Here is a 25,904-nt window from a genome sequence, read left to right as displayed (position 1 = left end):
ACTAAGTTTAGGTGCGTTATACCAGTTCAAATAATGTTTGCGGCAGATAAATTCTTTGTAGGGGCACGGCATCGACCAGTGGTGTCAACTTAACGTGAAACCCTCTTGGTTGCAAGGTTTCGCCCTCACCCTGTGCCCCTCTCCCTCAGGGAGAGGGGAGCAAGAGATTCAATTCCCCTTCTCCCTCAGGGAGAAGGGGTTAGGGGATGAGGGCGCGAGGTATTTGTACAACGCCCGCCCTATATAGCTTTTAGCTTAAGTTGACACCAATGGGCATCGACAATCTTTTGGTATATCAAATATCTTACTGGTGCCGTGCCCTACCCATCTGTCGCGTTCTTTTTTCAAAATGGTATTAGCTTCAGCGTGACGCATTTTACATGGGATTGGGATTTTTCAGAAATCAAATCGGATTTTTATCAATAAAGTATGTAATTTGTCATGAAAAACAGGACTTACATTTTTATAAGTCCTGTTAAGAATTATCAGACTATTAATGGAAAACTATCTCAGCTTTTACTGAGCTTTTGCAGCTTTTGCTTCTACTTTTACGCTTTTAACACCTTTTTGTTCTTTGACTAATGGCTCAATCTTCTTGATATCAGCCGTGGTGGGAACTGTCCCTGTGACTGTAACAACGCCGTCTTTGTCTTCAACTGCTAACTTGCTACCAGGAATTTTTTCGGTTAACTTGCTGAGAATTAAACTTTTAGTAGCAGTTTCAGTTGCAGTAGTTTTGGTATTTGCAGCTGCTTCTTTAGCTGGAGTTTTGCTAGTTTCGGTAGTAGATTTAGCAGTAGTTTTGGTATTTGCAGCTGCTTCTTTGGCTGGAGTTTTGCTAGTTTCGGTAGTAGATTTAGCAGTAGTTTTGGTGTTTGCGGCTGCTTCTTTGGCTGTAGTTTTAGTGTTGGCGGATGCTTCTTTGGCAGTTTTGGTGGCTTCATTGGTGGTGGGAGTTTCTGACGCATTTTTAGTTGCATCTTGGCAACCAAAACTACCAATTACCAGAATACTGCTGACTAACAAGGGTATGAGCTTTTTCATATCAATCTCCGAATTGACTACTTGAAGCGATTAATTAAGGTGTGTGTTATGTTGAGGAGCAAATCTTAAAAAACAATTAAATTTGAACTTACGCAAATGCTAATTTCAGCACACAGGTGATTAAAATCTGAAACCCAGGAAACTTCTAAAGGCTAGGCTATTTTAGCCAACGATAGAAGTACCAATTTAATTTCAGTTACGGCTACTAATGAGTCAGACTTTGCATACACTTGATGGTTTTACATAGTCACAATCTAAATACCCAGTAGCTTTCCTCCAAGGTAGGCTTGATTCAGTCTCTCATTAGAAGATAGATGTTATCAGATCTAAATAGCTTTGGCAAAAAATTGCCCAAAATTTAATAATATTTCATTAGTGATTTCCATTAATCTGGCGATCGCTCTTAGTGAGTTAATCTCCATCAAAGGGGAAATCGCGCCTATATTGTTCGGTTCTACGACTGTCACCAATACGCAAATGGCTATAACCTCGTAAGTAAGTAATGAAATGCTTAACCTAGCTGTTATTAGTCGCTTTCCAATCAAGGGGTGAAAACCTGTGTACGAATGGATATTGCCAAGTCTGAAGGAAATTTTAGCTGAGAATCAGTCACCGCTGACTGAGTGTTCATCAGCCAAAGCAGAATGGCAGTGGCGTATCAGCTTGGCAGCAACAGAACATCTGCTGATCAATTCTTTAACTTCTGCTGCACCTGATACAACCCAAGGATTAGTTTTAGCTGCACCAGCACCTCTGTTTAGCCAACCATCACTCACTCAAAGCTTACAAACTGTAACTTTTACAGCCCAGCCATTTAATCCCTTGGCGTTGATGCCATTTGAAATGCCGATCCCTCTAGAAACGGTAGAGGACGCTGCTTCACATAAATCAGTACTACGCTTATTGCCTGCCGATCCTCTAGGGACAGAACAATTCTGCTTAGTTTTTACAGATAAATTTAGATTAGTACTAGTTTTGGCTGAACAAAAGAACGGCCAAAAAACATTTTTATTTTCCTTTGAACCAGAGGTAGTACAGCAAGCTTGGCTAGCTGTTGGTGCGAGGGTAATGCTAACTAACCCTGAGTTTTACGCCGATTTGGATGCATTAGTACAAAAGTATGCTGTCGTGCCTCCAGATTACCGTACTGTCATGCAGTTTAGCCAGTTTTTACTGCAAGAATTCGCAGAACCAGAACAATATAAAGAGAATATTCCGACTTCAGTGCCAACACCCACCCCCGCATCTTCGCCTACTCGTCCGGATGTGGAATTACTGCAAGCATTTGCTCATGAAGTTCGTACTCCGTTAACCACTATTCGCACCATGACTCGCTTATTATTAAAGCGGCGAGACTTACCTGCGAATGTCATCAGTCGCTTAGAAGTGATTGATCATGAGTGTACTGAACAAATTGACAGGATGGAGTTGCTGTTTAAAGCCGCAGAACTAGAGACATCTAACTCGGTGAAATCTAACCACACTCAACTCACACCGATGTCTCTTGATCAAGTTTTGCAGCAGAGTATTCCTCGTTGGGAACAAGCTGCAACTCGACGCAACTTAACTTTGGATGTGGTGTTACCCCAACAACTACCAACAGTAGTTAGTAACCCAACAATGTTAGACAGGGTATTAACTAACTTAATTGAGAATTTTACTCGCAGCTTACCTGCTGGTAGTCATATTCAAGTGCAAGTGATTCCTGCTGGTGATCAATTGAAATTACAATTGTCGCCGCAATTTCAGTGCCAAGATACGACTAAAGCGCCGACACCAACAACCCCACCGATTCGCAAAGCCTTGGGTCAATTGCTGATGTTCCAACCGGAAACCGGTACAATTAGTCTCAATATTGCGGCAACCAAACATTTGTTTCAAGCCATTGGTGGCAAACTCATAGTGCGTCAGCGTCCACACTATGGCGAAGTGATGACTATTTTCTTACCTTTGGAAGTTAGCACTAAGCAATGGTAATAGGAATTTTAGATTTTAGATTTTGGATTTTAGAGTTATGTTTAATTTGAATTAAATCTTTAAACCCTTGTAATTTTGTAGATACTGCCAAAACAAAGATTTTTAACAAATCTTGAAACCCTTATGGAATAAGATGTGTATCTAATTCACATCAGGCATGAGTTGAGATTTTTAATTCCAAAATTAAATGACTGGTTGATCTTGAACACGCGCTAAACTCACTGTAAACGTTGAGCCTTCAGCAGGTTTGCTTCTGACGGTAATTGAGCCACCGCAACGCCAAAGTAACTGCTGTACAATTGTTAGTCCCAAACCAGGGCCGCTAGATTCATCTATTGTCCCAGAACGCACGCGGTAAAAGCTGTCAAAGATTTTGGAAATTTCGGTTTCGGCTATGCCAATACCTGTGTCGCGAAATTCTAATTGTACAAAATTGCCTTGCACACGCGATCGCACCCACACTTGACCGCCACTCGGGGTAAATTTAATACTGTTATGTAGAAGATTAATTACGATTAGCCGCAATCCCCCAGCTACACACCACACATAAGGTAGTTCTGTGGGTACTGTATAGGCTAGCATGATGCCTTTTTCTTGAGCTACGGGCTGGTATGTACTGACTATACCAGGCACAATATCTGCAAGACTAACCGCTTCTAGGGTTGTATCCTGCAAATTACGCTCCAAATTGACTAAATCTACTAAACCATTAATTAAAGAATTTTGGCGATCGCACTGGCTATTTAACATTTGTAAATAGCGTTGCCGCTGAGGTGGTTTGAGGGTAGGAGAATTTAACAATGATAGCGCCGTCTTCATGTGAGTCAAAGGTGTACGCAACTCTTGACACACATTGCTCAGGTAGTCATCTTTGGCTTTTCCTCTGTTGAATAGTTTTTGATTTTGCTGTTGCAACTTGGCAGTGCGCTTTTTAATTTGTTGTAGGTTAATTTCATCTTGGCGCTGAATTTGCTTAACCAAAAGCTGATTCATGAGTGTAGATTCAGGCATACTAGGGCAAAGAAAATCAGTCGGCACAATTGGCGATGATTCTGCTGTGCTGGCTTTTTTAATGCCATCTAATACTTGCTGAACTACTCTACCTTCAACAGTATTTATCGCTAGTAAAGGTGTAGATTTATTAGCTGTTACCTTTTTTAATATTGGGTTTCTGCGTCTTTTGATCGGTCGATAAGCCAAAATTAAACTGCAAAACTGTGGCGACAAAATTATAAAAAAGTATTCCCTTTGTAGTTGCCTATTTGGTAATAACTTAATAACTTGATTATTCAGTACTGGACTCAGAAATCTATTTCTTCTCTCTTCCCCTTTCCGCCTCTCTTCCATCTGACAGTTATAAATCACAACAGGCACATCAACTGCAGATTGATAACGCTCTAATTCTGAATACCAAATTTTTCCAGGTGGTAGCTTTACCCATAAAGTCGCGGCAATTTTCTGTTCAATCAGCAAGTCAATTTGTGACCTAACTAGTGATAACAGAGCCGCCGGACTGAGAGGCAATGCTAGGGGAGGCGTTTGCACTCCCGCAACCAAATGATAAACAGACAGATCCTGAGCCAGAAAATCATTCATGAGTCAAGCACAAGAAGGAAAAATGAGGAAGGATAAAGGACATAAATAATTCTGCCTTTGCTTTTCACCCTAATATTTACCTTTTTTACAAAAAATCTACAAAATTTAATATTTATCAAGAAATATGGAATATAAATTGTAAAACTAATGGAGTGTATCATTTACCCTATGATGTAGCAAGTATATATGGGTAAAAATACATTGCGAATTGATGAGTTTTATCATTAATTATATTTTTATTAATTAGATATGGGTCAAAGGTGTTTGCTGTTTGGTGTTTTTCAGAGGAAATAGGAAACGGGACATCATTTTGAATGATTTATTTCTCTTATATAGGACTTCCAGAAATTAAATTATTCCATCAGTAAGCTTCAAGATTTTCAATTCGGAATTTGGTTTTGGGAAAAGGTTAAAGGGGGTTAAAGGTTTTTTCTTGCCCCTTTTCCCCTTCCCCTTTTGCCCTTAACCGCTAAGTATTGCCTTGCTTCCTCTGCACCCCTGCACTCTGGGAAAAGAAATGCAGGGAATTTAAATTTATAGAAAGCGGCGGTTTTATATCTTCAGTCTTGCTTGTAAAGCTTCGCGTGCGTGTTCTCGGTCATCAAAGTGGATTTTTTCTGTACCAAGAATTTGGTAATCTTCGTGACCTTTACCTGCAAGTAAGACACCATCGCCTGGTTGCGCTTGTAAAATTGCTGTGCGAATAGCGGTAGCGCGATCGCCTATGACTGTAGGATTTAAAGTTGCGGGAATTCCTGCCAGAATATCTTGCAAAATCTTTTCTGGGTCTTCGGTGCGGGGATTATCGGAAGTTACTACAGCTACATCTGCTAATTCAGCAGCAATTTTACCCATTTTCGGACGCTTAGTGCGATCGCGATCGCCTCCACAACCAAATACGCAAATCATTTTACCAGGAATAAACGGACGCGCCGCTTTGAGTAAATTCTCTAAACTATCTGGCGTATGGGCATAATCGACAATCACGCTAATGTCTTGATGAGCAGCAATCTGCACTCTTTCCATCCGTCCGGGAACGCCAGGAAAATCAGGAATTGCAGCCGCAACAAAGTCTAACTCTAAACCCAAATGTAAAACTGCACCTACTGCTGCTAACAGATTTTCTAAATTATATTGACCAACTAAAGGTGAGCGAAAAGCTACATTCCCCTTTGGTGTATGCAATGTACCGCTAACACCATTCGGTTCGTAATTCAAATCGCTCATCCACAAATCAGCATTATTATGATTAACGCTGTAACTCCAAACTTTTTCTGCACCCAAAGAAGCAATTAATCTTTGACCATAAGCATCGTCAGCATTAATTATCGCCCTTCCTTTAAGATAATCGGGACTAAACAATAATGCCTTCGCCGCGAAATAATCTTCCATATCGCGGTGATAATCTAAGTGGTCTTGGGTGAGATTGCTAAATACCCCCACCTCAAACTCACAACCCAAAACTCGACCTTGGGCTAAAGCATGGGAACTGACTTCCATCACCCCAAACTCACAACCAGCATCTACGGCTGCTGCTAGTTGCTGTTGCAGTTCCACAGCAAACGGCGTAGTGTGAACAGCAGTTTCCGCAAAACCCGGCCAGCGAGTGTAGAGAGTACCCATCAAGGCTGTTGGTAGGTTTGCCTTACCTAAAAAATATTCAATCAGGTGAGTAGTTGTAGTTTTACCATTAGTACCAGTCACACCCACAAGTTTGAGTTTTTGCCCAGGATAACCATAAAAAGCGCTGGCTAATTGGGCACAAGCTTTCGTCATGTTACTAGCACTAACGACAAAAGCCTCTGGTGTGGGAGGATTTTTTTGCACAGCTTGAGAAGAGACAATTGCACCTACAGCACCCAATGCGATCGCACTTTGCCAAAATTCTCCACCATCTACCCTAGTTCCTGGCATTCCAATAAACAAATCTCCCGAACCGCAAGCATGAGAATTTGTTTTCAAGCCTTTGACTTCTGCATCCTCCAAAGCCGGATGGTTTGGCAATTGCTCTACACTGTCTATTGCTGCTAGTAATTCCCGCAGTTTCATCTTGTGAACCTCGTCACACACTATATCTTGCGTTTATTGTGCATTATTGTACTAATTGGACAAATACTTATGCAGCATCTGCTCCAACTGCTGCACACTAGCACGAGGAGAAGGGCGTGGCAAAGGTTTTTCTATTAAGTTTTCTCCTGTGTCGCCTGTAGCTTTACTTTCAGAGAAATATAAAACCGGAACCTCATACTGATAAGCTAAAAACCAATCATCACGAGTCGTAATATCCCGCAGTTCTAACTCAAAACTAATATTTTGGACTTTTTCCAGCTTTTCCTGCAAACCCTCGCATAAATGACATCCTGGTTTCGTATATAAAATCAATCTCATTTTTTACCTTCCGTTCTCTAATTCGTAATTCGTAATTCGTAATTCGTAATTAAATAAGAGTCAACAATTGTAGAGACGCGATGAATCGCGTCTGTCACATATCATTTCCCCAGTCCCCAGTCCCCATTGCCCCTTATCCCCAGAGGGGGCCCCGAGTTCCCCAATCCCCAGCCCCCAATCCCCAATCCCCAATCCCCAATCCCCAATCCCCAACCCATGCACAAGTCCCAAAAAGCAATCACAGCCTTTCAAGATTTTTTATCTACTCCCCTAGAAACACTATTACAACAACATCTCGCAACTTCAGCCGAAGCAGCAGCTTTAGCTTTATTTCATGATGTGGCTGCTAATGTACCAGCATACAAAGCTTTTCTAGCGGCAGAAAATATTGATGCGGCGACTATCCAGAGTTTAGCGGATTTCCAAAAATTACCTGCGATCGCCAAGGAAAATTACATTCAGCGTTATCCTTTAACTGATTTGTGTCGTTACGGCCAATTGTCAGAATGTGACATGATTGCTGCTTCTTCTGGTTCCACTGGTAAACCGACATTTTGGCCGCGCTTCTTCACTGATGAATTGCAAATCGCCACCCGCTTTGAGCAAATTTTTCACGATAGTTTTTCTGCAGATACCAAACGTACCTTAGCAGTGGTTTGCTTTACTTTGGGTACATGGGTAGGGGGAATGTTCACGACAAATTGCTGTCGTTACCTCGCCAGCAAAGGTTACCCTGTGACGATGATTACTCCTGGTAATAATAAAGATGAAATCTTGCGGGTTGTACAGGAGCTTGGTTCGGGATTTGAGCAAGTTGTCTTGTTAGGATATCCACCATTTTTGAAAGATGTGATTGATACAGGCATTGCCCGTGGCGTACAGTGGCAGCAATATCATATTAAGTTGGTGATGGCGGGAGAGGTATTTAGTGAAGAATGGCGCAGTTTAGTTGGGGAACGCATAGGTTCACAAAATCCCTGCTATGATTTTGCATCACTTTACGGAACTGCTGATGCAGGTGTATTAGGAAATGAAACACCTTTGAGTATCTGCATTCGTCGTTTTTTAGCACAACATCCCGATGCAGCCAAAGCATTATTTGGGGAATCTCGATTACCAACGCTAGTACAGTATGACCCCATCAGCCGATTTTTTGAAGTTGAGAATGGCACATTGCTATTTTCTGGAGACAATGGCATTCCTTTAGTGCGTTATAACATCTTAGATACAGGCGGCATCATGAGTTATGATGCCATGCTGAAGTTTTTGGCAGAATGGGGATTCGATCCATTGCAAGATGAAAGCCTAGCTACCGACATTCAGCCAACGAGAGGAATTCACCCCTTACCTTTTGTTTATGTTTTTGGAAGGTCTAATTTTACAGTTTCTTACTTTGGTGCCAATATCTATCCGGAAAATGTCACAGTTGGTCTAGAGCGATCGCCAATTCCCCAATGGGTAACAGGTAAATTTGTGTTGCAGGTCAAAGAAGACGCAGACCAGAACCGCTTATTATCTGTGGTTGTAGAGTTAGCACCGGGAGTAGAGGCCAGCGTTGATAAAAGAGATGCGATCGCATCCTCAATTCTCTCTGAACTTCTCCGCCTCAACAGCGAGTTTGCTAACTACGTTCCCAAAGAATACCAAATGCCACAGGTTGCATTAACGCCTACTGGCGATCCAGAATATTTCCCCATTGGCGTAAAACATCGATATACCCGCAAGTAAAGTAGTTCCTAACTACCAATTACCAATTACCAATTACCCATTCCCCCTTCTCCATCCCCCATCATATCCACTTGGTTATCCAGGTGGATAATCTCATCTATTGCAAGAATACTATCAATTATTAAAACTCTCAAAGTTATCTTTCAAAAAAACTGTGCTTTTTAGTATTATTTATATTTTTAAATCATAAAAATCAATATGCGATCGCAATCTGATACCATTTTGAAAAAAGAACGCGACAGATGAGTAGGGGCACGGCACCAGTAAGATATTTGATATGCCAAAAGATTGAAGATGCCGTGCCCTTATAAAGAATTTATCTGTCGCAAACATTATTTGAATTGGTATGATTTTGTTTCGCTAACCTATCAGTATATATAAGTTTAAATACCACTCACTTCAGCAAAACTTACATCCCATAACCCCGATTTTTTGAAAAAGTCGGGGTTCTAAATGCTCGCTTCCGGAAACATTGCCCTAGCCTGTGGAGTATATGTATTATAAAATCACTACTCTTGGAAAACTACGGTAAAAGAATATGTAGTCCCTGATCTCAATCAAATTCACTTCAATGGCGAATGCTAGCAATTCCTGATTCTCCTCTTGAGAAAAATTGCTTATTCGTGTCAATTCGTCACGCAATTATTTGATTGTTATCACCAAGGTAGAAAAGTCATGGAACAAATCTATAAATATCCGCGTACCCATCACATTCAGGGTTCGCGGTTACAACCTGGGGATGAAGACCTAGAGAGTATTCCCTTTGATGCACTCAAAGAACAGTATGTAGTTGTTGAAGAAAAAGTTGATGGTGCTAATGCAGCTATTAGTTTTGCTGCTGATGGTCAAATCAGACTGCAAAGTCGAGGACACTATTTAACAGGTGGGGCGCGAGAAAAGCACTTCAATTTGTTTAAACAGTGGGCGCATACTCACGCTTTAGCTTTTTGGCAGGTATTGGGAAGTCGCTATATTCTCTTTGGAGAATGGCTGTATGCGAAGCACACAGTATTTTATGATGCCTTACCACACTACTTTTTAGAGTACGACGTACTGGATTTAGAAAAGCAAGTATTTCTCAGTACTAAAAGCCGTCAGCAGTTACTAGCTGGATTACCTTTATGTTCTGTACCTGTACTGTTTTCCGGTAAGCTCCTATCCTACAAGCAAATGATTGGTTTGGTGGGTGAGTCACATTATCAAACCCCCGCACATTTGCAAACTTTCCGCCAAATTTGTCAGGAAAGAGGACTTGATGTGGAACGTTCCCTCAAACAAACTGACCAAAGTTCGTTGATGGAAGGTTTATATATCAAAGTTGAACCAGGAGATACAGTAATTGCGCGTTATAAATACGTGCGTTCTAGCTTTTTAACCACCATTCAACAATCCGATGGGCATTGGCTCAATCGCCCAATCATACCTAATGTGTTGCGTTCTGATGCAGATTTGTTTGGGTAATTGGTCATTGGGCATGGGGCATTGGGCATTGGGCATTTCCCCCTCATCCCCTTCATCATTCAAAGCGTAAAACTTATGAATTCCTCTAGTCAAGATTGGTCTTTTCCTTATTGTCCCAGCGAAACTGATTGGTCGATTAATTGGTCGGCGCTGGAAGCAGAATTTGATTGGTTGCGATCGCTTGCGGATTGTCCCCAAGATCCGCGCTATCATGCCGAAGGCGATGTTCTTATTCATACTAAATTAGTATGTGAAGCTTTAGTTGCTTTACCTCAATGGCGAGCATTAACAACCAAAGAGCAATCTGTCTTATTTGCAGCCGCTTTACTGCATGATGTGGCAAAACCTGCGGCTACTGAAATAGCAGACGATGGTGCTATATCCTCGAAAGGTCACGTAGTCCAAGGTACAAAAATGACACAGCAGATTCTTTGGGATTTGCAAGTACCATTTAAACAACGGGAGGCGATCGCTTCTTTGGTGAAATATGGTAGTTTACCCCTATGGTTTTGGGATAAGTCCAACCCAGAACGGGCAGTGATCAAAGCTAGCCAAATCATTCGTTGTGATATGCTGGCGACACTTGCAGAAGCAGATGTGCGCGGGCGATACTGCAATGACCAAGCGCAATTACTCGAACGTATAAACTTCTTTCGCGAATTTTGCCAAGAAAATCACTGCTTTGACCAACCAAGACAATTCCCATCAGCGCACAGTCGGTTTATTTATTTTCAAAAGGAAAATGGTAACCCAAACTATGAAGCATACGACGACACGCGCTTTCAGGTGGTGATGATGTCAGGATTACCAGGTTCAGGAAAAGATACTTGGATCAAAGAAAATCTCCCCGATTGGCAGGTAATTTCTCTAGATAAACTGCGTCAGCAAATGGGAATTGACCCAGAAGACGACCAAGGTGTAGTAGCAAATGCAGCTAAAGCCTTAGCTAAAGAATATATGCGAAATGGACAATCTTTTGTATGGAATGCCACTAACCTGAGCCGCCAATTACGGGGAATGCTCATACGAATGTTTGCTAATTATCAAGGTCGAATTCGCATTGTTTACTTAGAAACACCTTGGCAAGAACTATTGCGGAGAAACTGCGATCGCACTGCCAAAGTTCCAGAAAAAGTACTTTATCGCTTGAAAAACCGCTTAGATGTGCCTGATATTACTGAAGCACAGGCAGTAGATTGGATTGTATAGAGAATTGGGCTTGGGGAATTGGGTATTGGGCATTTAATATTCGTCATTAATTACTTTTTATCTCTCTACTCCTCAATTACCCATTACCAATTACCTATTACCTATTACCTATTACCTATTACCCAATTCATAACACCCGAAAATAGCGGGAAGCTTTTCCGCCTCGTCTCTTCAGAGCGAGGCGGAAAAGCGACCCGTGCGACTTTAGTCGCCTAGTAATGATGTGGGTCTTCAATATACTTCTGGATGGTTTCAGCACTAACATTACCTGCCGTGCTGAAAAAGTAACTTTTACTCCATAAGCTAGGTAGTTTCAGTAGTTCAGGAAACTCTTTGCGTAGATAATTTGAAGACCTTCCTTTAAAAGCTTTAACAACTAAATGAATTGGATCTGTTGGGTTAATCTCAACAAACAAGTGGATATGGTCTGGAGCAATTTCTAAAGCTCGGATGTTCCATTTTTTCTCCGCAGCTAATTCTTGCCATATTTGATAAAGGCGATTTCTGATTTCACCTTTCAAGACTGGTTTACGACGCTTCGGGATGAAAACGAAATGAACAATAGCCAAACCTACAGAGTGATTATAGTGCTGATACTCAAAAGTCTGTTTACGCATGAAGTCTCGCCATTTTTCAATCATCATGTTTAATCTCATTATCTTGTGATATACTGTCGTTTAGTATAAAGATATCGACAAAATTATGTATGGATGTCAACAGACGCTAATTCATGCTCCGCCTGATGTTCAGGCTATTATTGAATACCTATGCACAGAATCAAACAAAGTTTGGAACTGCTCTGTTTACTACGCTAGACAAATCTATTTTAAAACTAGCAGAGTAATTAAACGGGCTGAAATATGTGCTGAAATGGTTCGCTCTAAGAATAAACATTTTGGAGCGATGTATGTATCTTCAGCACAGCAAACTTGTAATAACGTCGCAGAAGCTTTTAAGTCATTCCAAGAATTAACAAAACTTTGGAAACGCGGAGAACTTCAAGACAAACCATCGTTACCAAAATATCGAAAAACTGGATTATTCACGGTCACTTACCCTAAGCGTTGGTTAAAACTAACAGACGATGGAATTAGAATACCGTTAGGGAATCAAGTAAAAACTTGGTTTGGCATTGATGCAATTTATTTACCAATGCCATCAAATTTAAAGTGGGAAGATATCAAAGAACTCAGGATATTACCCAGAAATAGATGTTTTTATGCCGAATTTGTTTATCCCGTTGAAAAAGAGGAAAAGGGGCTCTTAGCAGGGAGCAAGGGGGATAGTTCAGATGGGGATTCGACCCCACCTGAACGAGAGCAACTTGATAGAAGTGGGGGAATCAGACCCATGTTCCGCTCCGCTCCACGGCAGGAGTCAGGGGTCATTTCCCCCTGCTCCTTTTCCCCCTGCCCCCTGCCTCTTGTTGAGGATATCAAATCTCAACTGTCTGCAAATAAGGTATTAGGGATTGATCATGGCATTGACAACTGGTTGACTTGCGTTAGTAATATTGGCACAAGCTTCATTGTTGATGGGAAGCACCTTAAGTCTCTCAACCAATGGTATAACAAGCGAGTTGCCAGTCTAAAAGAGAATAAAGAGCAAGGTTTCTGGTCTAAGCAACTAGCTGCAATCACAGAAAAACGTAACCGCCAAATGAGAGATGCTGTAAACAAAGCAGCAAGATTAGTGATTAGTCACTGCCTAGAAAATAGCATTGGTCGAATTGTCTTTGGTTGGAATCAAGGACAAAAAGACAATGCAAATATGGGACGTAAAGCTAATCAGAAATTTGTTCAAATTCCTACAGCCAAGCTCAAAGAACGTATTATTCAACTTTGCCAACAATATGGCATTGATTTTGTTGAAACCGAAGAAGCTAATACTTCTGCTGCCTCATTTGTTGATGGCGATAGTCTCCCAAAATATGGTGAAAAACCCGAAGGGTGGAAGTCATCAGGTAAGCGAGTAAAACGCGGATTATTCCGTACTGCAAACAATTGGTATATCAATGCAGATACCAATGGAGCAGCGAATATTGTTTCTAAAGTAGCGGCAACATTGGGGATTAACCTCAGTGGAGTCAGTAGAGGCGCGTTGACTACGCCATTACGAGTTCATTTGTGGACTCTTAAGAATCCCCCGACTTTTTGTTTAAATAAGCGAAGCGAAATTTAAACAGTCGGGGGAGTGTCAATACTCATTAATTACATCTCCAACCAGAAAAGTTTGCCCTTCTACCGTCACTTGATCGCCTGAGAATAATTTTCTTCCTCGCCGGGTTTCAACTATGCCATTAACTTTTACCTCACCATCAAGAATTATCAGTTTTGCTTGTCCTCCTGTAGAGGCTATACCTATTAACTTTAAAAATTGGTCGAGTTTAATCATATTGAATAGCTAAATCAGTTTGTATTGAGGAATAGTCATTATTTATAGCACTAAAGCCCTGGCTAATTCTCAAGTAGCTTTAATTATATTTTTACAGATTGCAGAATCTTTTAATATACAAAATTCTAGGTATACCATGCTTCTATAAAACTCATATTTGATTTTTACAACTTATGTAGGATGCGTTAGCGTTAGCGTAACGCATCTTTGTCCTGATATTTTTTCAGAAATCAAATCGGATGATTATATACTTTTTGTATATGAAATATAATTCACATTAAAGTATTTTACGATTTTTATCATAAATTTTGGAATATACCATTAATCGATAAAATCATAATCATTCAGATTGTGCAAAATAGTTTGGCTCATCAGCTGTATATATCTTTCACAACCATAACCAAAATAATCAAATCCTTAACCCGAGATTAAGGAGTATGAAAATGATTTCTAAGAAAGCTATATATAGCTAATTTGAACACCTTCTGTCTGCCATAGGCGATTACCTTTTCAATCTGCTTGCCCATCTCATGTAAATCCGAGGTATTTATGAGTTCACGCTGCAATCATCTCGAGCAAATTCAAAGCGTCACCCCCAGTGCCCAAGGATGTGAAGAATGTCTGAAAACAGGCGATCGCTGGGTGCATTTACGTATGTGCCTCACTTGCGGCCATGTCGGCTGCTGTGATTCCTCAAAAAACAAACACGCCACCAAACATTTTCATGCAACTAATCATCCATTGGTACAGTCATTTGAACGCGGTGAAAACTGGCGTTGGTGCTATTTAGATCAAACTTTCTTATAACTTTTGCACCTTGGATATATGCCTTATGGTTAAGATTTTAATAATGATTTTTCCATAAGGCACAATTATTAGTCGCCGTAGTGGACTGGCAAGACTAAAATAGTGCATGAAAAAAACTCTTGTGGGATGGGTGTCTCACCCCGTGCCCTCTAATACCAATTCTCCAAAATATCGCTACACATAGGCAGCAGGGGGGCAGGGAGCAGGGGGAGAATTATCTGTAGCCTGAATTTAGAGAAATGGTATAAGATATGTTGATGTATCGCAAACATTATTTGAATTAGTATAATTTTGTGACTACAAGCTTTCGCCTCATCAATAACACAGGGGATGTGAAGACACCCAGATAAAGTAAAAAATCCAGCATTTCTGCCGGATTGGAGCGTTTATCTACACCGTTGTTTGTCTTCTACCTGAACAAATGTCTCACTGAACGTCTTTTCTTACTGATTGCACTCAATGCAGGAAAATAATGTTTCGATATTAAAGCAAGGTTTTTGAAGCGTTGAAAACTATATGTACAAAAGCTTTTAAGCTATCTTGGATTTGCGTTTAACTAAAGATCCAGCACTTAAAGCACCAAAAGCTAGCAAGCCTAACATTGAACTAGGTTCAGGAACAGTAGCTACTCTGTAGCTATGGTTATCAGTTTCAAATGCACGACCTGTTGATCTCAAAACAAGCTTGTCAAAAGTTTCTCCTTTACTGGTATCAGCTAACAAATTAACGTAAACATTGTTTGTAAGGGTAGTCTGTGCGCCATTGGCTGGAGCACCTGGAACATCTTTACCACTAAATGTTTTGACCAAAGCACCTTGACTATATACATCTACAAAGTTGTAGTCGTCTATTGACCCCCAGTAGAAGCCAAAGTAATCAAGAGCTTGAGCAAATTTAATAGTTACATCACCAGCATTTCCTTGAAAATTGCTACCATTAACTTTGTCACCTGTCGGAGAAATCGTCAGATACTTGCTGGTGTCTTCAAAAGGTGTAGCATACTGACCACTTACACTGCCTTGTACAATTCCATTACTAATTCCATTGGCTCCGGAGTAAGTAACAAGTCCAGAAGTAGGTGCTATACCGTCATTAAAATCGATAGTGATAGCGCCCTGAATATTAGTCTTTTGACCTTGTCCAGCTACAACCTCAGAGCCTCCTTTTATTAGACTAACAGCACTAGCTGGATTAGCACTCATCAACATTGCTGCTGTTCCAACCAAGGCTAATGATAGCTTTTGTAGAGTAGACATTGATTGATTCCCGTAGTTGCTTGCATAAGCCTAGCGTGGCATATCAAGTAGGAATCTGAGTAGTTAGATTAACACAATTTTTACCTAAATTTATATCTCAGTTACTTAGCCTAAAGATGGGATGAAGCGCTTGAAAATAAAGGGTTTCAGAAGGCTAATTTTCAGTATTTTTTCGGTATTTATATAGCTGTTTTGTTAGAGTTTAGTATCAATATTTAGCTACTATCAAATATTTGACCGTAAATTTAATTAAGCTTAACCTCTAGGAGAAAAGATAGTTAAAATTCTCTACTGGATTTTACAGTACTACTCAGTAAAAAAGAGGGTAATTACTGAAAAATTTGTCCTATATAATACTAATTCAAATAGTTTCTGCTACAAATAAATTATTTCTCAAAGCACTACATTATTGTGCTGCTATTCATCTGTCACATTATTTTTAAAGCTAGGCATAAATTTATACTTGGTCAATAGTTTGAATTATTTCTGAATGAAATATCAGCTTTAGAAAGACCTTCTCTAAAATACTTAGAACACTGCCATTAAAATCACTAATTAGATACTTTATCTACTTAAAAAAAATGACCAGCCTCCCACAGCTGGTCTAAAAAATATTTTCCGCGTTGTCTTCTCATTAGAGTTAAAACCCTGTTGCGCGTTCCCAAAATGCAACGGGCAACTTTTCTTAACAATATTGTAGCAGTCAACACAGTTTTTTCAGAAAAATTTACCAAAAAAAGATACTGTTAAGGTTTGATGACCTCTATCTTTGAGAAGAATTCGATATCTCTATCGAAAGACAGATGACTCAATAGTCAAAAGTTACAAAGTTTGACCTTTTACTATTAATTGTGGTTGTCCCCACAGAATACGCTCTTGCTTGTAAATAGCAATTCCCGGTTTCGCTCCTTTGGGTTTGTAGACATACTTTGGCTGAGTGTATACTACGGGCACTTGGTCACTTTGGCGAGCGCGGCTATAGTAAGAAGCGAGGTTTGCAGTAAATTTCAAATCGGCTTCTTCGGGAACTGCACCTGGTTCTAAGCGCAGTAAGACATGACTACCAGGAATTTCTTGTGCGTGGAACCACAAGTCATAATCTCCAGCTACCCGAAAAGTTAATTGGTCATTCTGGCGATTGTTGCGACCAATTAAGACTTCAAAGCCGCTGGGAGTCCGATAGCGATGAAAGTTGCTGCTACTATCTTCATTGGTAGTACGGTTGCGGTATTCTGGATCTTCTAAATATCGTTGTCCAATTAGCTCATCGCGGATTTCTTCGAGCGCTTGTAAATCTTCAGGTGTTTGATATTTTTCTATCTGAGCGATCGCAGCTTCTACTTGCTCTAAGTATTCTATTTCTGTGTTCACTTCTGCAAGTAGTGGTTCTACTGCAGCACGTGCGCGTTTCAGCTTTTGGTGCTGTTTGTAAAGGTTTTGAGCATTTTGCACCGCATTTTTATCTGGTTGCAGAGCGATCGCTATTGGTAAGTTAGTTTCAAAATCAGGAAGGGTAATTTCTTTCATCCCTGCTTCCCAATTGTGTAAGTTAGCCATCAACAAATCGGCTTTGTGGCGATATTCATCGGCTCTATCTGATTGTTGCAAGCGTTCTGCAAAGGTGTTGGCTTTTAGCCTTAATTTAGCCAAGATATTATTTAATTTTTGGCTCAACTGATGGCGGAGTTGAGCAAATACTTGTTCGTTGAGTTGGTCGGTATAGTAACGGTTGAGTAGTTCTTGTGTATCTTTTGCTGGTGTTACTCCACCCCAACCCATGACGGTGTATCCATCATCCATCCAAGCAGGCTGAAACTTCTCGGCTTGTAATGCTTCTAGCCATACTTGCCATTGTTGAAACAATCTTTGCCAATCTTCTGGCGTGAGGCTATCGGTGGTTGTTTCTGGTTGTATATTTGCCGATCGCACCATTGATTCTACCAGCGATGCACTTAAACCACTATAACTTTTGAGCAACTGACGCTTAATAGCTCCTGGTACTAAACTCACTCGTTCTTGCCAACGTTGTGCAGATTCACTCACACTAGGAACTGGGCCAGTGAGTTTCGGCGGAGTTTCATAAGTTTGTCCGGTTTGGATAGGACGGACGCTAGATTGTTGCTGACTAACTTGATGGGCGGCAGTGATAATTAAATTGTTAGCATCGGTGAGGATGACATTGCTGTATTTCCCCATAATTTCCACGTAAACGTGATATAATGCGCTTTCTTGGGGACGACGAGCAAATTGGAAATCGATAACACGCTCCCAAGGTGCGATCGCTTCAATACCTACTAATGCCAAACCACCCAATTGGTGTATAAGTTGTTGGCTAAAAGTAAAAGTATCTGGCACTCGTGGCGGCGGATTACCAATGCAGATGCGTGCAGCTTGGGGATGCCAAGAAATTTCTAGCCAACCCCGCTGTTTGAGGGTACGCAAGGCAATAGAAATAGTATAGCGATCGCGCTGGAAAACCTGCTCTGTTCTGGATGGTAACCAGTAAGTGCGAAGTTCGCTACAAGCAGCGGTGAGGGTACTAAAATCAACTGGTTGCACAACAATTAGTTAGCCATTGGCGTTCATACTATCGATGCTAAGTATAGTCTTAAATGCCAATAGTCAAGAGTCAAAAGTCCAAAGTCCATACCCTTAACCCTTGTAGAGACGCGATTAATCGCGTCTCTACAACCTTTGACCCTTGACCTTTGACCCTTGCTGCTTATCTTTGCAAAGCTGGTTCTTTACTAACTTGCGCCGCAGGTTGCGCGACAGATTTTTCCAAACTAGACACTAAAGCTGGTACTAAGTCTGGAACTACAGGCAGTTCTAACAGCTGGGTGTACAGTTCACTCAACTGAGATGCAACACCATCCCAACTAAACTTGCTGATGACACGTTCCCTAGCAGCTTTCCCTAACTGTTCTCGCCATTCGGGATTCATCAGAATGCGGTCAATCGCATCTGTAAAGGCTGGTACGTCTCGGGGTGGCGCTAATATCCCAGTTTTTTCGGAAACTACAGTAAATTGTAATCCTCCCACATCGCTGGCGATGACTGGTGTACCGCTAGCCATAGCTTCAATTGCTACGAGTCCAAAGGGTTCGTAGTGGCTAGGAACAACGCAAACATCAGCCGCAGCGTAGTAAGTAGGTAGGACAGTTTGACAGAGGCGACCGGGTAGGGTGGTCATGTCGTTCATACCCAGTTCATTGATAATGCCTTCAATGCGATCGCGTTCTATCCCGTCGCTGTTACCTGGGGTGCTACCACCACCAATAATCAATTGAAGATTTTCCGAACCACGCAATTTCGAGGCTCCAACGGCACGAACTACGGTTTCTATACCTTTACGAGGGTCAAACCGTCCAACGTACAATACTACTTTCGCATCTGGTGCAATTCCTAACTTAGCTCGCGCTGCTTCTCTATCTATAGAGCCAAATTGCCGAATATCTGTACCGCAGGGAATGATATCAATATTACCTTTGGTGGAAACGAGCGATCGCATATGTTGCTTTTCTTGGGGACTCGTCGCCACAATTGTTTCTGCTGTCTCTAATACTTCTTTTTCTACTGCTAATCGTTTACTAGCAATTGCTGGAATATTGTCTATGGTGTTGTATTTGACTGCTCCTAAAGAGTGGTATGTATGAACCTGTTTGCTTCCTTGGATTTTCTTTATTTGCATTCCCACCCAGCTAGAAAGCCAGTAGTTGGTATGAACTAAATGATAGGTAATACCGTTTTCTTGCTGGAATTGGCGGAACTTTTCAATAAATTCTGGTAAATAAACAAAAAGATTATCTCTTGGCACAAACTCTAAAGGCCCAGCTTGAAAGCGAATGGTGCGACAGTTGGGACTGTGCTGCACAATTGTCTCTTGCTCCGCACTCACTTGGCGGGTAAACATATCAACCTGCCATCCTAGCCGCGCTAGTGCTTCACCTACGTTGCGGACGTAAACATTCTGACCGCCGGCTTCTTCCTTCCCTATTTCAATCGCGGGGTCTCCGTGGACTGAAATTAAAGCGATGCGTTGTTCCGTGGTAGCGTTCATAGTTTGTTGTTGTGCTGATTGTTAAAAAGTTGCAGGCAGATCCAAGATTGCGCCTAGCACTTTTACTGAAAAGATTTGATAACTTTTGATTAAACTTGATTTTAATTTAATAGGTCAATTCTTTTTATGCATCTACTACGGGAAATATGCTTTTCGGCACCGTATTTATATTTAATCTTTTTATCTTTGCATTGGTATATTTATATCTAATGCTGAGGATAGAGGAATTTCTAAAAAATTTTTGCTACAAGAGCATACAGTAGGATGTATATAGGTTATTAAAACTTTTTGACGGCTAATACTTTATTGTCAGCGCATCATTTTTAGCTATTTTGCTTCAGTTTTAATACGGACTTAAATATGTATTAAACGCTTGTTAACTATATATAAATATTTGATTTTAGCTGCCAAAAGTCTGATTAATCAATAATTTTATTACTTTAGTGTTTTCCCTCAGAGAATATACCAAAATAAATACATTGTATTTTCTTATACTCTTAAAAAGATACATATTTTTTTGTTACATAAGATACAGCATTTACAAACATCAACAATTTGCAGCTTATAGCAAAGGTTCATGTTGCTAAATATTAAGAACAAAAAAAGCTTATAGAAGCTATAGGATATACTTATATTTCAAACTTCTTGAGCAAAAGCCGCAGAAAATTTGTTTACGGGTGATTTGAGCAATTCCACAACTCAGCAATAGGATTCACTTGTTGATTAATCATGAGTGTAGCGGTACCTATAAGAAGCTATTAAGCAAGCCAAAAACCAGAAATTGCGAGTAAAGTAGAGAAATATCTAGCCTAGTCTTGAGCTGTTGTGCGATCGCAGTTATCTGTAATAAGACATAGGTAAGATAAATTGTCATCTCAAGTTTATGCAGCCACTCTCCCAAACTCAATTTCTGCAAAAGTGTCCGCTAACGCTAGCGCTGAATACATCAGTTGAGTTGGCAGTTCAAGTTATGAACCAAGAAAACAGTAGCTATGTCTTGGTTGTGGAGCAAAACCAGCTGCTGGGAATTTTTACTCAAGGAGATTTAATCAAGGCGATCGCATCTGGTGTGAATTTGAGTGTGGCGACTTTATCAGATGTGATGACTGCAAACGTCATTACTATTCAGGAATCTGAGTTAGGCAATGTATTTAAGATATTGCAACTGCTGAAACAGCAGCAGATTTCCTACCTACCAGTTTTAGACAAAGAGGGAAAATTAGTAGGTGCGATCGCACTTGCGAATATGCAAGCAGCATTGCTTCAAGAAATTGAGCATCGTGAACAAGTTGCACAAACTCAACCAAATTACCAAACTCAGCTTGATGTCATTCTGAGCAGCACGAGAACAATTATTAGTAGAATTCGGCTACTATCCGCGCCAGAATTCCGCTGTGAATATATCTCTCCTAGCTGTCAAAGCATTTTAGGATATTCTCCTGATGAATTCTTAGCAGATCCTCACCTTTGGGCTTCTAGGCTATTACCAGACGACAAGGATGTAATTTTGCATCACATACAAGATGCAATTACGAGTGAGGAAATTTTTACCATCGAGTATCCCTTCAGCCACAAAGATGGCTCAATTTGCTGGATTTGCGATACTTTTAGTTCTGAGTGGGATGAAAGTAGCCAATGCTGGCAGGTAATGAGTGTTAAAACAGATATCACTCAGCGCAAACAAACCGAAGAAGCCTTACGCACCAGTGAAGAACGCTTGCAGCTAGCCTTAGAAGCATCTGGAGAAGGGGTTTGGGATTGGAACATTATTACAGGATATCTTTATCTCAGCCCTCTTTGGTGTGAAATGCTGGGCTATGCCGCTGATGAACTAGCTGGTGATGTCACTACTTGGGAGCAATTGCTACATCCAGAAGACCGTCCTTGGGTAATGGATGTATTACAATCTCACCTGATGGATAGTTCCATTCCCTACACTTTTGAATATCGAATGCGAACTAAATCGGAAGGGTGGAAATGGATTGCTAACTATGGCAAAGTTGTGAGTCGAGATAAAAATGCTCAAGCTTTACGGATGGCGGGAATTCACCGTGATGTGAGCAATCGCAAACGCGCCGAACAAGCTTTACATGAACGGGAATCTTTTTTAAGAGCTATTGGAGATAACATTCCCCATAGTTATATTTACCAAATCATCCGCGAAAGGGATGGTAGTTATCGCTTCTACTATATTAGTGCTGGTGTGGAAACTACAAATGGATTCCATCCCACAGCCGTTTTAGCAGATTCCAGCTTACTTTATAACAACTTGCTACCAGAGTATCAGCTTTACGTCAGCCAGAAACAAGAGGAATCTGCCCAAACAATGTCAGTCTTTGATGTTCAGGTGCGAGAATATACCCCGCAGAAAGATATTCGTTGGATACGTCTCTGCTCAACCCCTCGGCGTTTAGATGATGGGCGGATTTGTTGGGATGGTATTCGACTAGATATTACCGAACAGAAATTAATAGAAGAAAGACTACGTAAAAGTACGGCTCTACTTACAGAAGCTCAACGGGTAGCTCAAATCGGCAACTGGGAATATGATTTAGCTACACAAAAAATTACTTGGACGGAAGAGCTTTTCCATATTTTAAACCGAGATCCAGCACTACTAGAACCTAGCTATGATGAAAACCTGCAAATTTATCAGCCACAAGATGCAGAAAGGTTACACAAAGCCGTTGAAACCACAATTACCACTGGTGAATCATATAAGCTCATACTAAAACGCAATCCCCGTCCTGATGGCTCTATCCGCTACATTGAAGGCACAGGACACGCCGATTTTAATACTGATGGGCAAGTAATTCGGCTTTATGGAACCGCTCAAGATATTACAGAAAGTTTCTTAGCACAACAAAGCTTACAGAAAAAGGAAGAATTTTTAAGCAGTATTTATAACGGTGTTGAACAATGTATTTTTGTAGTGGATGTTTTGGCAGATGGTGAAATTCGCTTTGTGGATATCAACCCAGCCTATGAACGGTTAACAGGGATTAGTGCTTCAGACATCCAAGGCAAAACTTTAGATAAGTTACTACCACCAGAAGTTGCATTATTAGTGCGCCAGCATTATCAAGCCTGTGTGGCTGCCAGAGAGACTGTTACCTATGAGGAATGTTTACCAATCTCCGGACAAGATACTTGGTGGATCACTAGTTTAACTCCTTTAGTTGACGAAAATTCATGTGTATATCGGATCGTTGGTAGCAGCACCAATATTAGCGATCGCAAACTTTTAGAACTAGCGCTGCAAGCTTCCGAGAGCCGATTAAATAATATTCTCACTACAGCAAACGCTTCCATTGTCAGTTTTCGTGTCTTTGCAAATTACGACTGGGAATATGAATATCAGTCTATAGGTAGTGAAGCTTTGTTTGGCTATACTCCGGCAGAAATTGTATCTGACAAACAGATGTGGATGTCACAGGTATTTGCAGAAGATAGAGAACAAGTTTTATATCCACTGTTTGAGGAAATATTGCGGGAACGCACTAGTACTATTGAGTATCGGTTTCATCACAAAGATGGGTCTCTGCGGTGGATTTCTGCAACTTACTCCTCCCATCGAGACGAAGCGGCTGATTGTTGGATTGTCACGGGAGTAAGCATTGATATTAGCGATCGCAAACGCTTAGAACTAGCACTGCAAGCTTCGGAAAAACGATTGCAAAATATTCTCTCTACAGCTAGTGCTTCTATATTTAGCTTTCGGATCTCTGCTAATCAAGAATGGGAATATGAATATCAGTCTGCTGCTAGCGAAATAATTTTTGGTTATTCTCCTGCAGAAATTTTAGCAGATAAAAAGCTGTGGATTTCACGGGTACTTCCAGAAGACCGAAAACAAGTTATGTATGCTCGGTTTCAGCGAAGTATTGCTGAAGGTACTAACTCTATAGAGTATAGATTCCGTCACAAAGATGGTGTTGTTCGCTGGATTTCCACCACTTATTCTTCTGTTCGCCAAGAAGAAACTGATACTTGGGTGGTTATTGGTGTCAGCATTGATGTTAGCAGTCTGAAACTAGCTGAAGAAGCCATGCGGCAAAGCGAAACTTTATTTCGGACTCTCAGCGATTCTGCACCTGTGGGTATTTTTAGAAGCGATACTCTGGGCACAAATATCTATACAAATCCCCGCTTTCAAGCAATTTGCGGATTAAGTTTAGAAGAATCATTTGGTGACCACTGGTTACAGTATATTCATCCAGAAGATTTAGCAGTATTCTGGTCACAGTGGCAGGAGTTAGCAACAGCAAGTCAGGAGTTTTGTACAGAGGTACGTTACATTCGCTCTGATTCTACATTGCGCTTTTTACGCATCACTATTGTCCCCATTATCTCTTCTCCTCATGAAATTATAGGGTATGTTGGCACAATCGAAGATATTACTGAAAGTCGAGCAATTGAGAAAATGAAAAATGAATTTATCTCAATTGTGAGCCATGAATTGCGAACACCTTTAGCATCTATTCGCGGTGCTTTAGGTTTGCTCTCTTCGGGAGTATTGCAAACGCAACCAGCAACTGCTCAACAAATGTTAGATATTGCTTACAGCGATACGGAACGTTTAGTACGTTTAGTAAATGATATTTTAGATTTAGAACATTTAGAATCTAACAAATTTTCTCTTGTTAAGCAGCGGTGTGATGCTGCTACACTGATACGCCAATCTGTAGAAGCTTTACAGCCTTTAGCTACAGCTAATAATGTGGCATTAGAGATGTGGCTAACCTCTATTCAGATATGCGTAGACCCCGATCGCATTATGCAAACCCTGCTGAACTTAATTGGCAATGCCATCAAATTTTCCCCAGCTAATAGTACAGTCACGCTGAGTGTCGAAGATTTGAGCGATCGCACTGTATTTAAAGTTCAAGACCAAGGTCGAGGCATACCTCATGATATGTTAGACACTATTTTTGGCCGCTTTCAACAAGTTGATGCCAGCGATTCCCGCCAAAAAGGTGGCACAGGTTTAGGATTAGCTATTTGTCGTGGTATTGTACAACAACATGGTGGCACAATTTGGGCAGAAAGTGTTTTAGGTGAAGGGAGTATTTTTTATTTCACAATTCCTAAACCAGAAGTATAACCTATATATTAATAAATACATTTAAGATGTGTTGTCGCCAAGCACTGCACCGATGCAAAATCAACAATTACAGGTACCATATCTTCAGTATGAACACATCTTATTCTCAATTTATATTTTTGCTCATAATTAAAATTTTCTCCCTGAATTTCCTTAATTTTGAATTTTGAATTCCCCGTAGGGATTAGCTGGTATATTACAATATCGCTCATCTAATGCTGAATTCAAATAGGTAGTATTGTGGGAAATTTATAGAAGTATTTAATGATTAGGATATTTAATCTCAAATCCAAAATCCTCTTAATTCCAACCCAAAATACCTGCTACCTGTTCCGCCAGCCGTAAAGGATCAAAAGGTTTATTAATCACACCTGCAATTCCTAACTGGGCATATTGTTCATGCTTAGTAGGTTCCACTTTAGCAGTGATCAACATAACTGGAATACTTTGAGTTACAGGATTCTTTTTTAACTCTTGTAACACAGTAAATCCATCTAAATCTGGCATCATAACATCAAGCAAAATAGCATTTAGCTTTTCAGTTTGGGCTTTCAGTAAGCCTTCCCTACCAGATTCAGCTTTTAGTACTGTCCAATCGGCTAAGTTTTCAAGACAGGCTTGAATCACTGTGGACAGAGATTTTTCATCATCAATCAAAAGAATACGTTTTCTGGACATATTTACAGATGCTAATTTTCAGTATCGAAATACCATAGATACGCGATTACACAGTTAATCCTAGATTTCGCCATTGAGTTGTTAAGAGTCCTCATCCAAACACTAGATTGGACATTAAAACACCAGCCACCTCTCCCATAGGTGATGCAACGCCTAGCTTGCTTCCCCATAGGGGTAGAAGTTGCGATGCGATCGCTATGGG

Annotated in this window: 19 protein-coding genes; 7 read left to right on the top strand and 12 right to left on the bottom strand. The window is 40.6% G+C overall.

Annotated features, from left to right (window positions below; all coding sequences use genetic code 11):
* Positions 1-516: 516 nt before the first annotated feature.
* Both AACU25_RS29190 and AACU25_RS29185 read right to left on the bottom strand, forming a co-directional pair.
* Positions 517-1,044, bottom strand: coding sequence for a BON domain-containing protein (locus AACU25_RS29190; RefSeq protein WP_096581655.1), 528 nt, complete (start codon positions 1,042-1,044; stop codon positions 517-519).
* A 326-nt stretch (positions 1,045-1,370) separates the two neighbouring features.
* Positions 1,371-1,511, bottom strand: a complete 141-nt coding sequence (locus tag AACU25_RS29185) for a hypothetical protein (protein WP_190446140.1) — start codon at positions 1,509-1,511, stop codon at positions 1,371-1,373.
* A gap of 91 nt (positions 1,512-1,602) precedes the next feature.
* Here AACU25_RS29185 and AACU25_RS29180 point away from each other — a divergent pair, with 91 nt between their 5' ends.
* On the top strand, positions 1,603-3,021 hold the full coding sequence (locus tag AACU25_RS29180; protein ID WP_096581653.1) for a sensor histidine kinase: 1,419 nt from the start codon (positions 1,603-1,605) through the stop codon (positions 3,019-3,021).
* 183 nt (positions 3,022-3,204) lie between these two features.
* On the opposite strand, the gene AACU25_RS29175 is transcribed toward AACU25_RS29180, so the two are convergent.
* The 3 genes from AACU25_RS29175 to AACU25_RS29165 all read right to left on the bottom strand — a co-directional run bounded on the left by AACU25_RS29175 (position 3,205) and on the right by AACU25_RS29165 (position 7,005).
* Positions 3,205-4,617 (bottom strand): DICT sensory domain-containing protein, encoded by a 1,413-nt coding sequence (locus AACU25_RS29175; protein WP_096581652.1) that lies wholly within the window; start codon positions 4,615-4,617, stop codon positions 3,205-3,207.
* Between the two features lie 552 nt (positions 4,618-5,169).
* Positions 5,170-6,666 carry a UDP-N-acetylmuramoyl-L-alanyl-D-glutamate--2,6-diaminopimelate ligase gene (locus AACU25_RS29170; RefSeq protein ID WP_096581650.1) on the bottom strand — a complete coding sequence of 499 codons (1,497 nt, stop codon included), beginning with the start codon at positions 6,664-6,666 and terminating at the stop codon, positions 5,170-5,172.
* A 51-nt stretch (positions 6,667-6,717) separates the two neighbouring features.
* Complete coding sequence (locus tag AACU25_RS29165; RefSeq protein ID WP_096581648.1) at positions 6,718-7,005, bottom strand: glutaredoxin family protein; 288 nt, start codon at positions 7,003-7,005, stop codon at positions 6,718-6,720.
* Between the two features lie 216 nt (positions 7,006-7,221).
* On the opposite strand from AACU25_RS29165, the gene AACU25_RS29160 reads away from it, so the two are divergent.
* The 3 genes from AACU25_RS29160 (at position 7,222) to AACU25_RS29150 (ending at position 11,403) form a co-directional block, all read left to right on the top strand.
* The gene (locus AACU25_RS29160) at positions 7,222-8,733 is read left to right on the top strand and encodes a phenylacetate--CoA ligase family protein (protein WP_096581646.1); all 1,512 of its coding nucleotides are present in this window, start codon (positions 7,222-7,224) and stop codon (positions 8,731-8,733) included.
* Between the two features lie 675 nt (positions 8,734-9,408).
* On the top strand, positions 9,409-10,194 hold the full coding sequence (locus AACU25_RS29155; RefSeq protein WP_096581644.1) for an RNA ligase family protein: 786 nt from the start codon (positions 9,409-9,411) through the stop codon (positions 10,192-10,194).
* A gap of 75 nt (positions 10,195-10,269) precedes the next feature.
* Positions 10,270-11,403 (top strand): AAA family ATPase, encoded by a 1,134-nt coding sequence (locus AACU25_RS29150; RefSeq protein WP_096584225.1) that lies wholly within the window; start codon positions 10,270-10,272, stop codon positions 11,401-11,403.
* A gap of 212 nt (positions 11,404-11,615) precedes the next feature.
* Here AACU25_RS29150 and tnpA read toward each other — a convergent pair whose 3' ends face one another.
* The gene (gene tnpA, locus AACU25_RS29145; protein WP_096583666.1) at positions 11,616-12,020 is read right to left on the bottom strand and encodes an IS200/IS605 family transposase; all 405 of its coding nucleotides are present in this window, start codon (positions 12,018-12,020) and stop codon (positions 11,616-11,618) included.
* Between the two features lie 535 nt (positions 12,021-12,555).
* Here tnpA and AACU25_RS29140 point away from each other — a divergent pair.
* On the top strand, positions 12,556-13,584 hold the full coding sequence (locus AACU25_RS29140; RefSeq protein WP_339382015.1) for an RNA-guided endonuclease InsQ/TnpB family protein: 1,029 nt from the start codon (positions 12,556-12,558) through the stop codon (positions 13,582-13,584).
* Between the two features lie 15 nt (positions 13,585-13,599).
* Here the strand turns inward: AACU25_RS29140 and AACU25_RS29135 are convergent, their stop codons facing one another.
* Complete coding sequence (locus AACU25_RS29135) at positions 13,600-13,797, bottom strand: RNA-binding S4 domain-containing protein (RefSeq protein ID WP_096581642.1); 198 nt, start codon at positions 13,795-13,797, stop codon at positions 13,600-13,602.
* A 549-nt stretch (positions 13,798-14,346) separates the two neighbouring features.
* Here AACU25_RS29135 and AACU25_RS29130 point away from each other — a divergent pair.
* Positions 14,347-14,604, top strand: coding sequence for a ubiquitin carboxyl-terminal hydrolase 14 (locus tag AACU25_RS29130; RefSeq protein ID WP_096581640.1), 258 nt, complete (start codon positions 14,347-14,349; stop codon positions 14,602-14,604).
* A gap of 530 nt (positions 14,605-15,134) precedes the next feature.
* On the opposite strand, the gene AACU25_RS29125 is transcribed toward AACU25_RS29130, so the two are convergent.
* The 4 genes from AACU25_RS29125 to AACU25_RS29110 form a co-directional block, all read right to left on the bottom strand.
* On the bottom strand, positions 15,135-15,860 hold the full coding sequence (locus AACU25_RS29125) for an Npun_F0296 family exosortase-dependent surface protein (RefSeq protein ID WP_096581638.1): 726 nt from the start codon (positions 15,858-15,860) through the stop codon (positions 15,135-15,137).
* A gap of 822 nt (positions 15,861-16,682) precedes the next feature.
* Positions 16,683-18,419: an Rqc2 family fibronectin-binding protein gene (locus AACU25_RS29120; RefSeq protein WP_096581636.1), complete on the bottom strand. Its 1,737-nt coding sequence runs from the start codon at positions 18,417-18,419 to the stop codon at positions 16,683-16,685.
* Between the two features lie 163 nt (positions 18,420-18,582).
* Positions 18,583-19,920 (bottom strand): glycosyltransferase family 4 protein, encoded by a 1,338-nt coding sequence (locus tag AACU25_RS29115; RefSeq protein ID WP_096581634.1) that lies wholly within the window; start codon positions 19,918-19,920, stop codon positions 18,583-18,585.
* Between the two features lie 745 nt (positions 19,921-20,665).
* Positions 20,666-20,794 (bottom strand): hypothetical protein, encoded by a 129-nt coding sequence (locus AACU25_RS29110; protein WP_321206737.1) that lies wholly within the window; start codon positions 20,792-20,794, stop codon positions 20,666-20,668.
* A 9-nt stretch (positions 20,795-20,803) separates the two neighbouring features.
* On the opposite strand from AACU25_RS29110, the gene AACU25_RS29105 reads away from it, so the two are divergent.
* Positions 20,804-25,024, top strand: coding sequence for a PAS domain-containing protein (locus tag AACU25_RS29105; protein WP_096581632.1), 4,221 nt, complete (start codon positions 20,804-20,806; stop codon positions 25,022-25,024).
* Positions 25,025-25,324: 300 nt separating this feature from the next.
* On the opposite strand, the gene AACU25_RS29100 is transcribed toward AACU25_RS29105, so the two are convergent.
* Entirely contained in the window at positions 25,325-25,702 is a 378-nt protein-coding gene (locus AACU25_RS29100) for a response regulator (protein WP_045868100.1), read from the bottom strand.
* Between the last annotated feature and the right edge of the window lie 202 nt (positions 25,703-25,904).

This window comes from Tolypothrix tenuis PCC 7101 (genome assembly GCF_963874875.1).
Lineage (GTDB): Bacteria > Cyanobacteriota > Cyanobacteriia > Cyanobacteriales > Nostocaceae > Aulosira > Aulosira tenue.
This window is presented reverse-complemented; position numbering and strand designations above follow the sequence as displayed.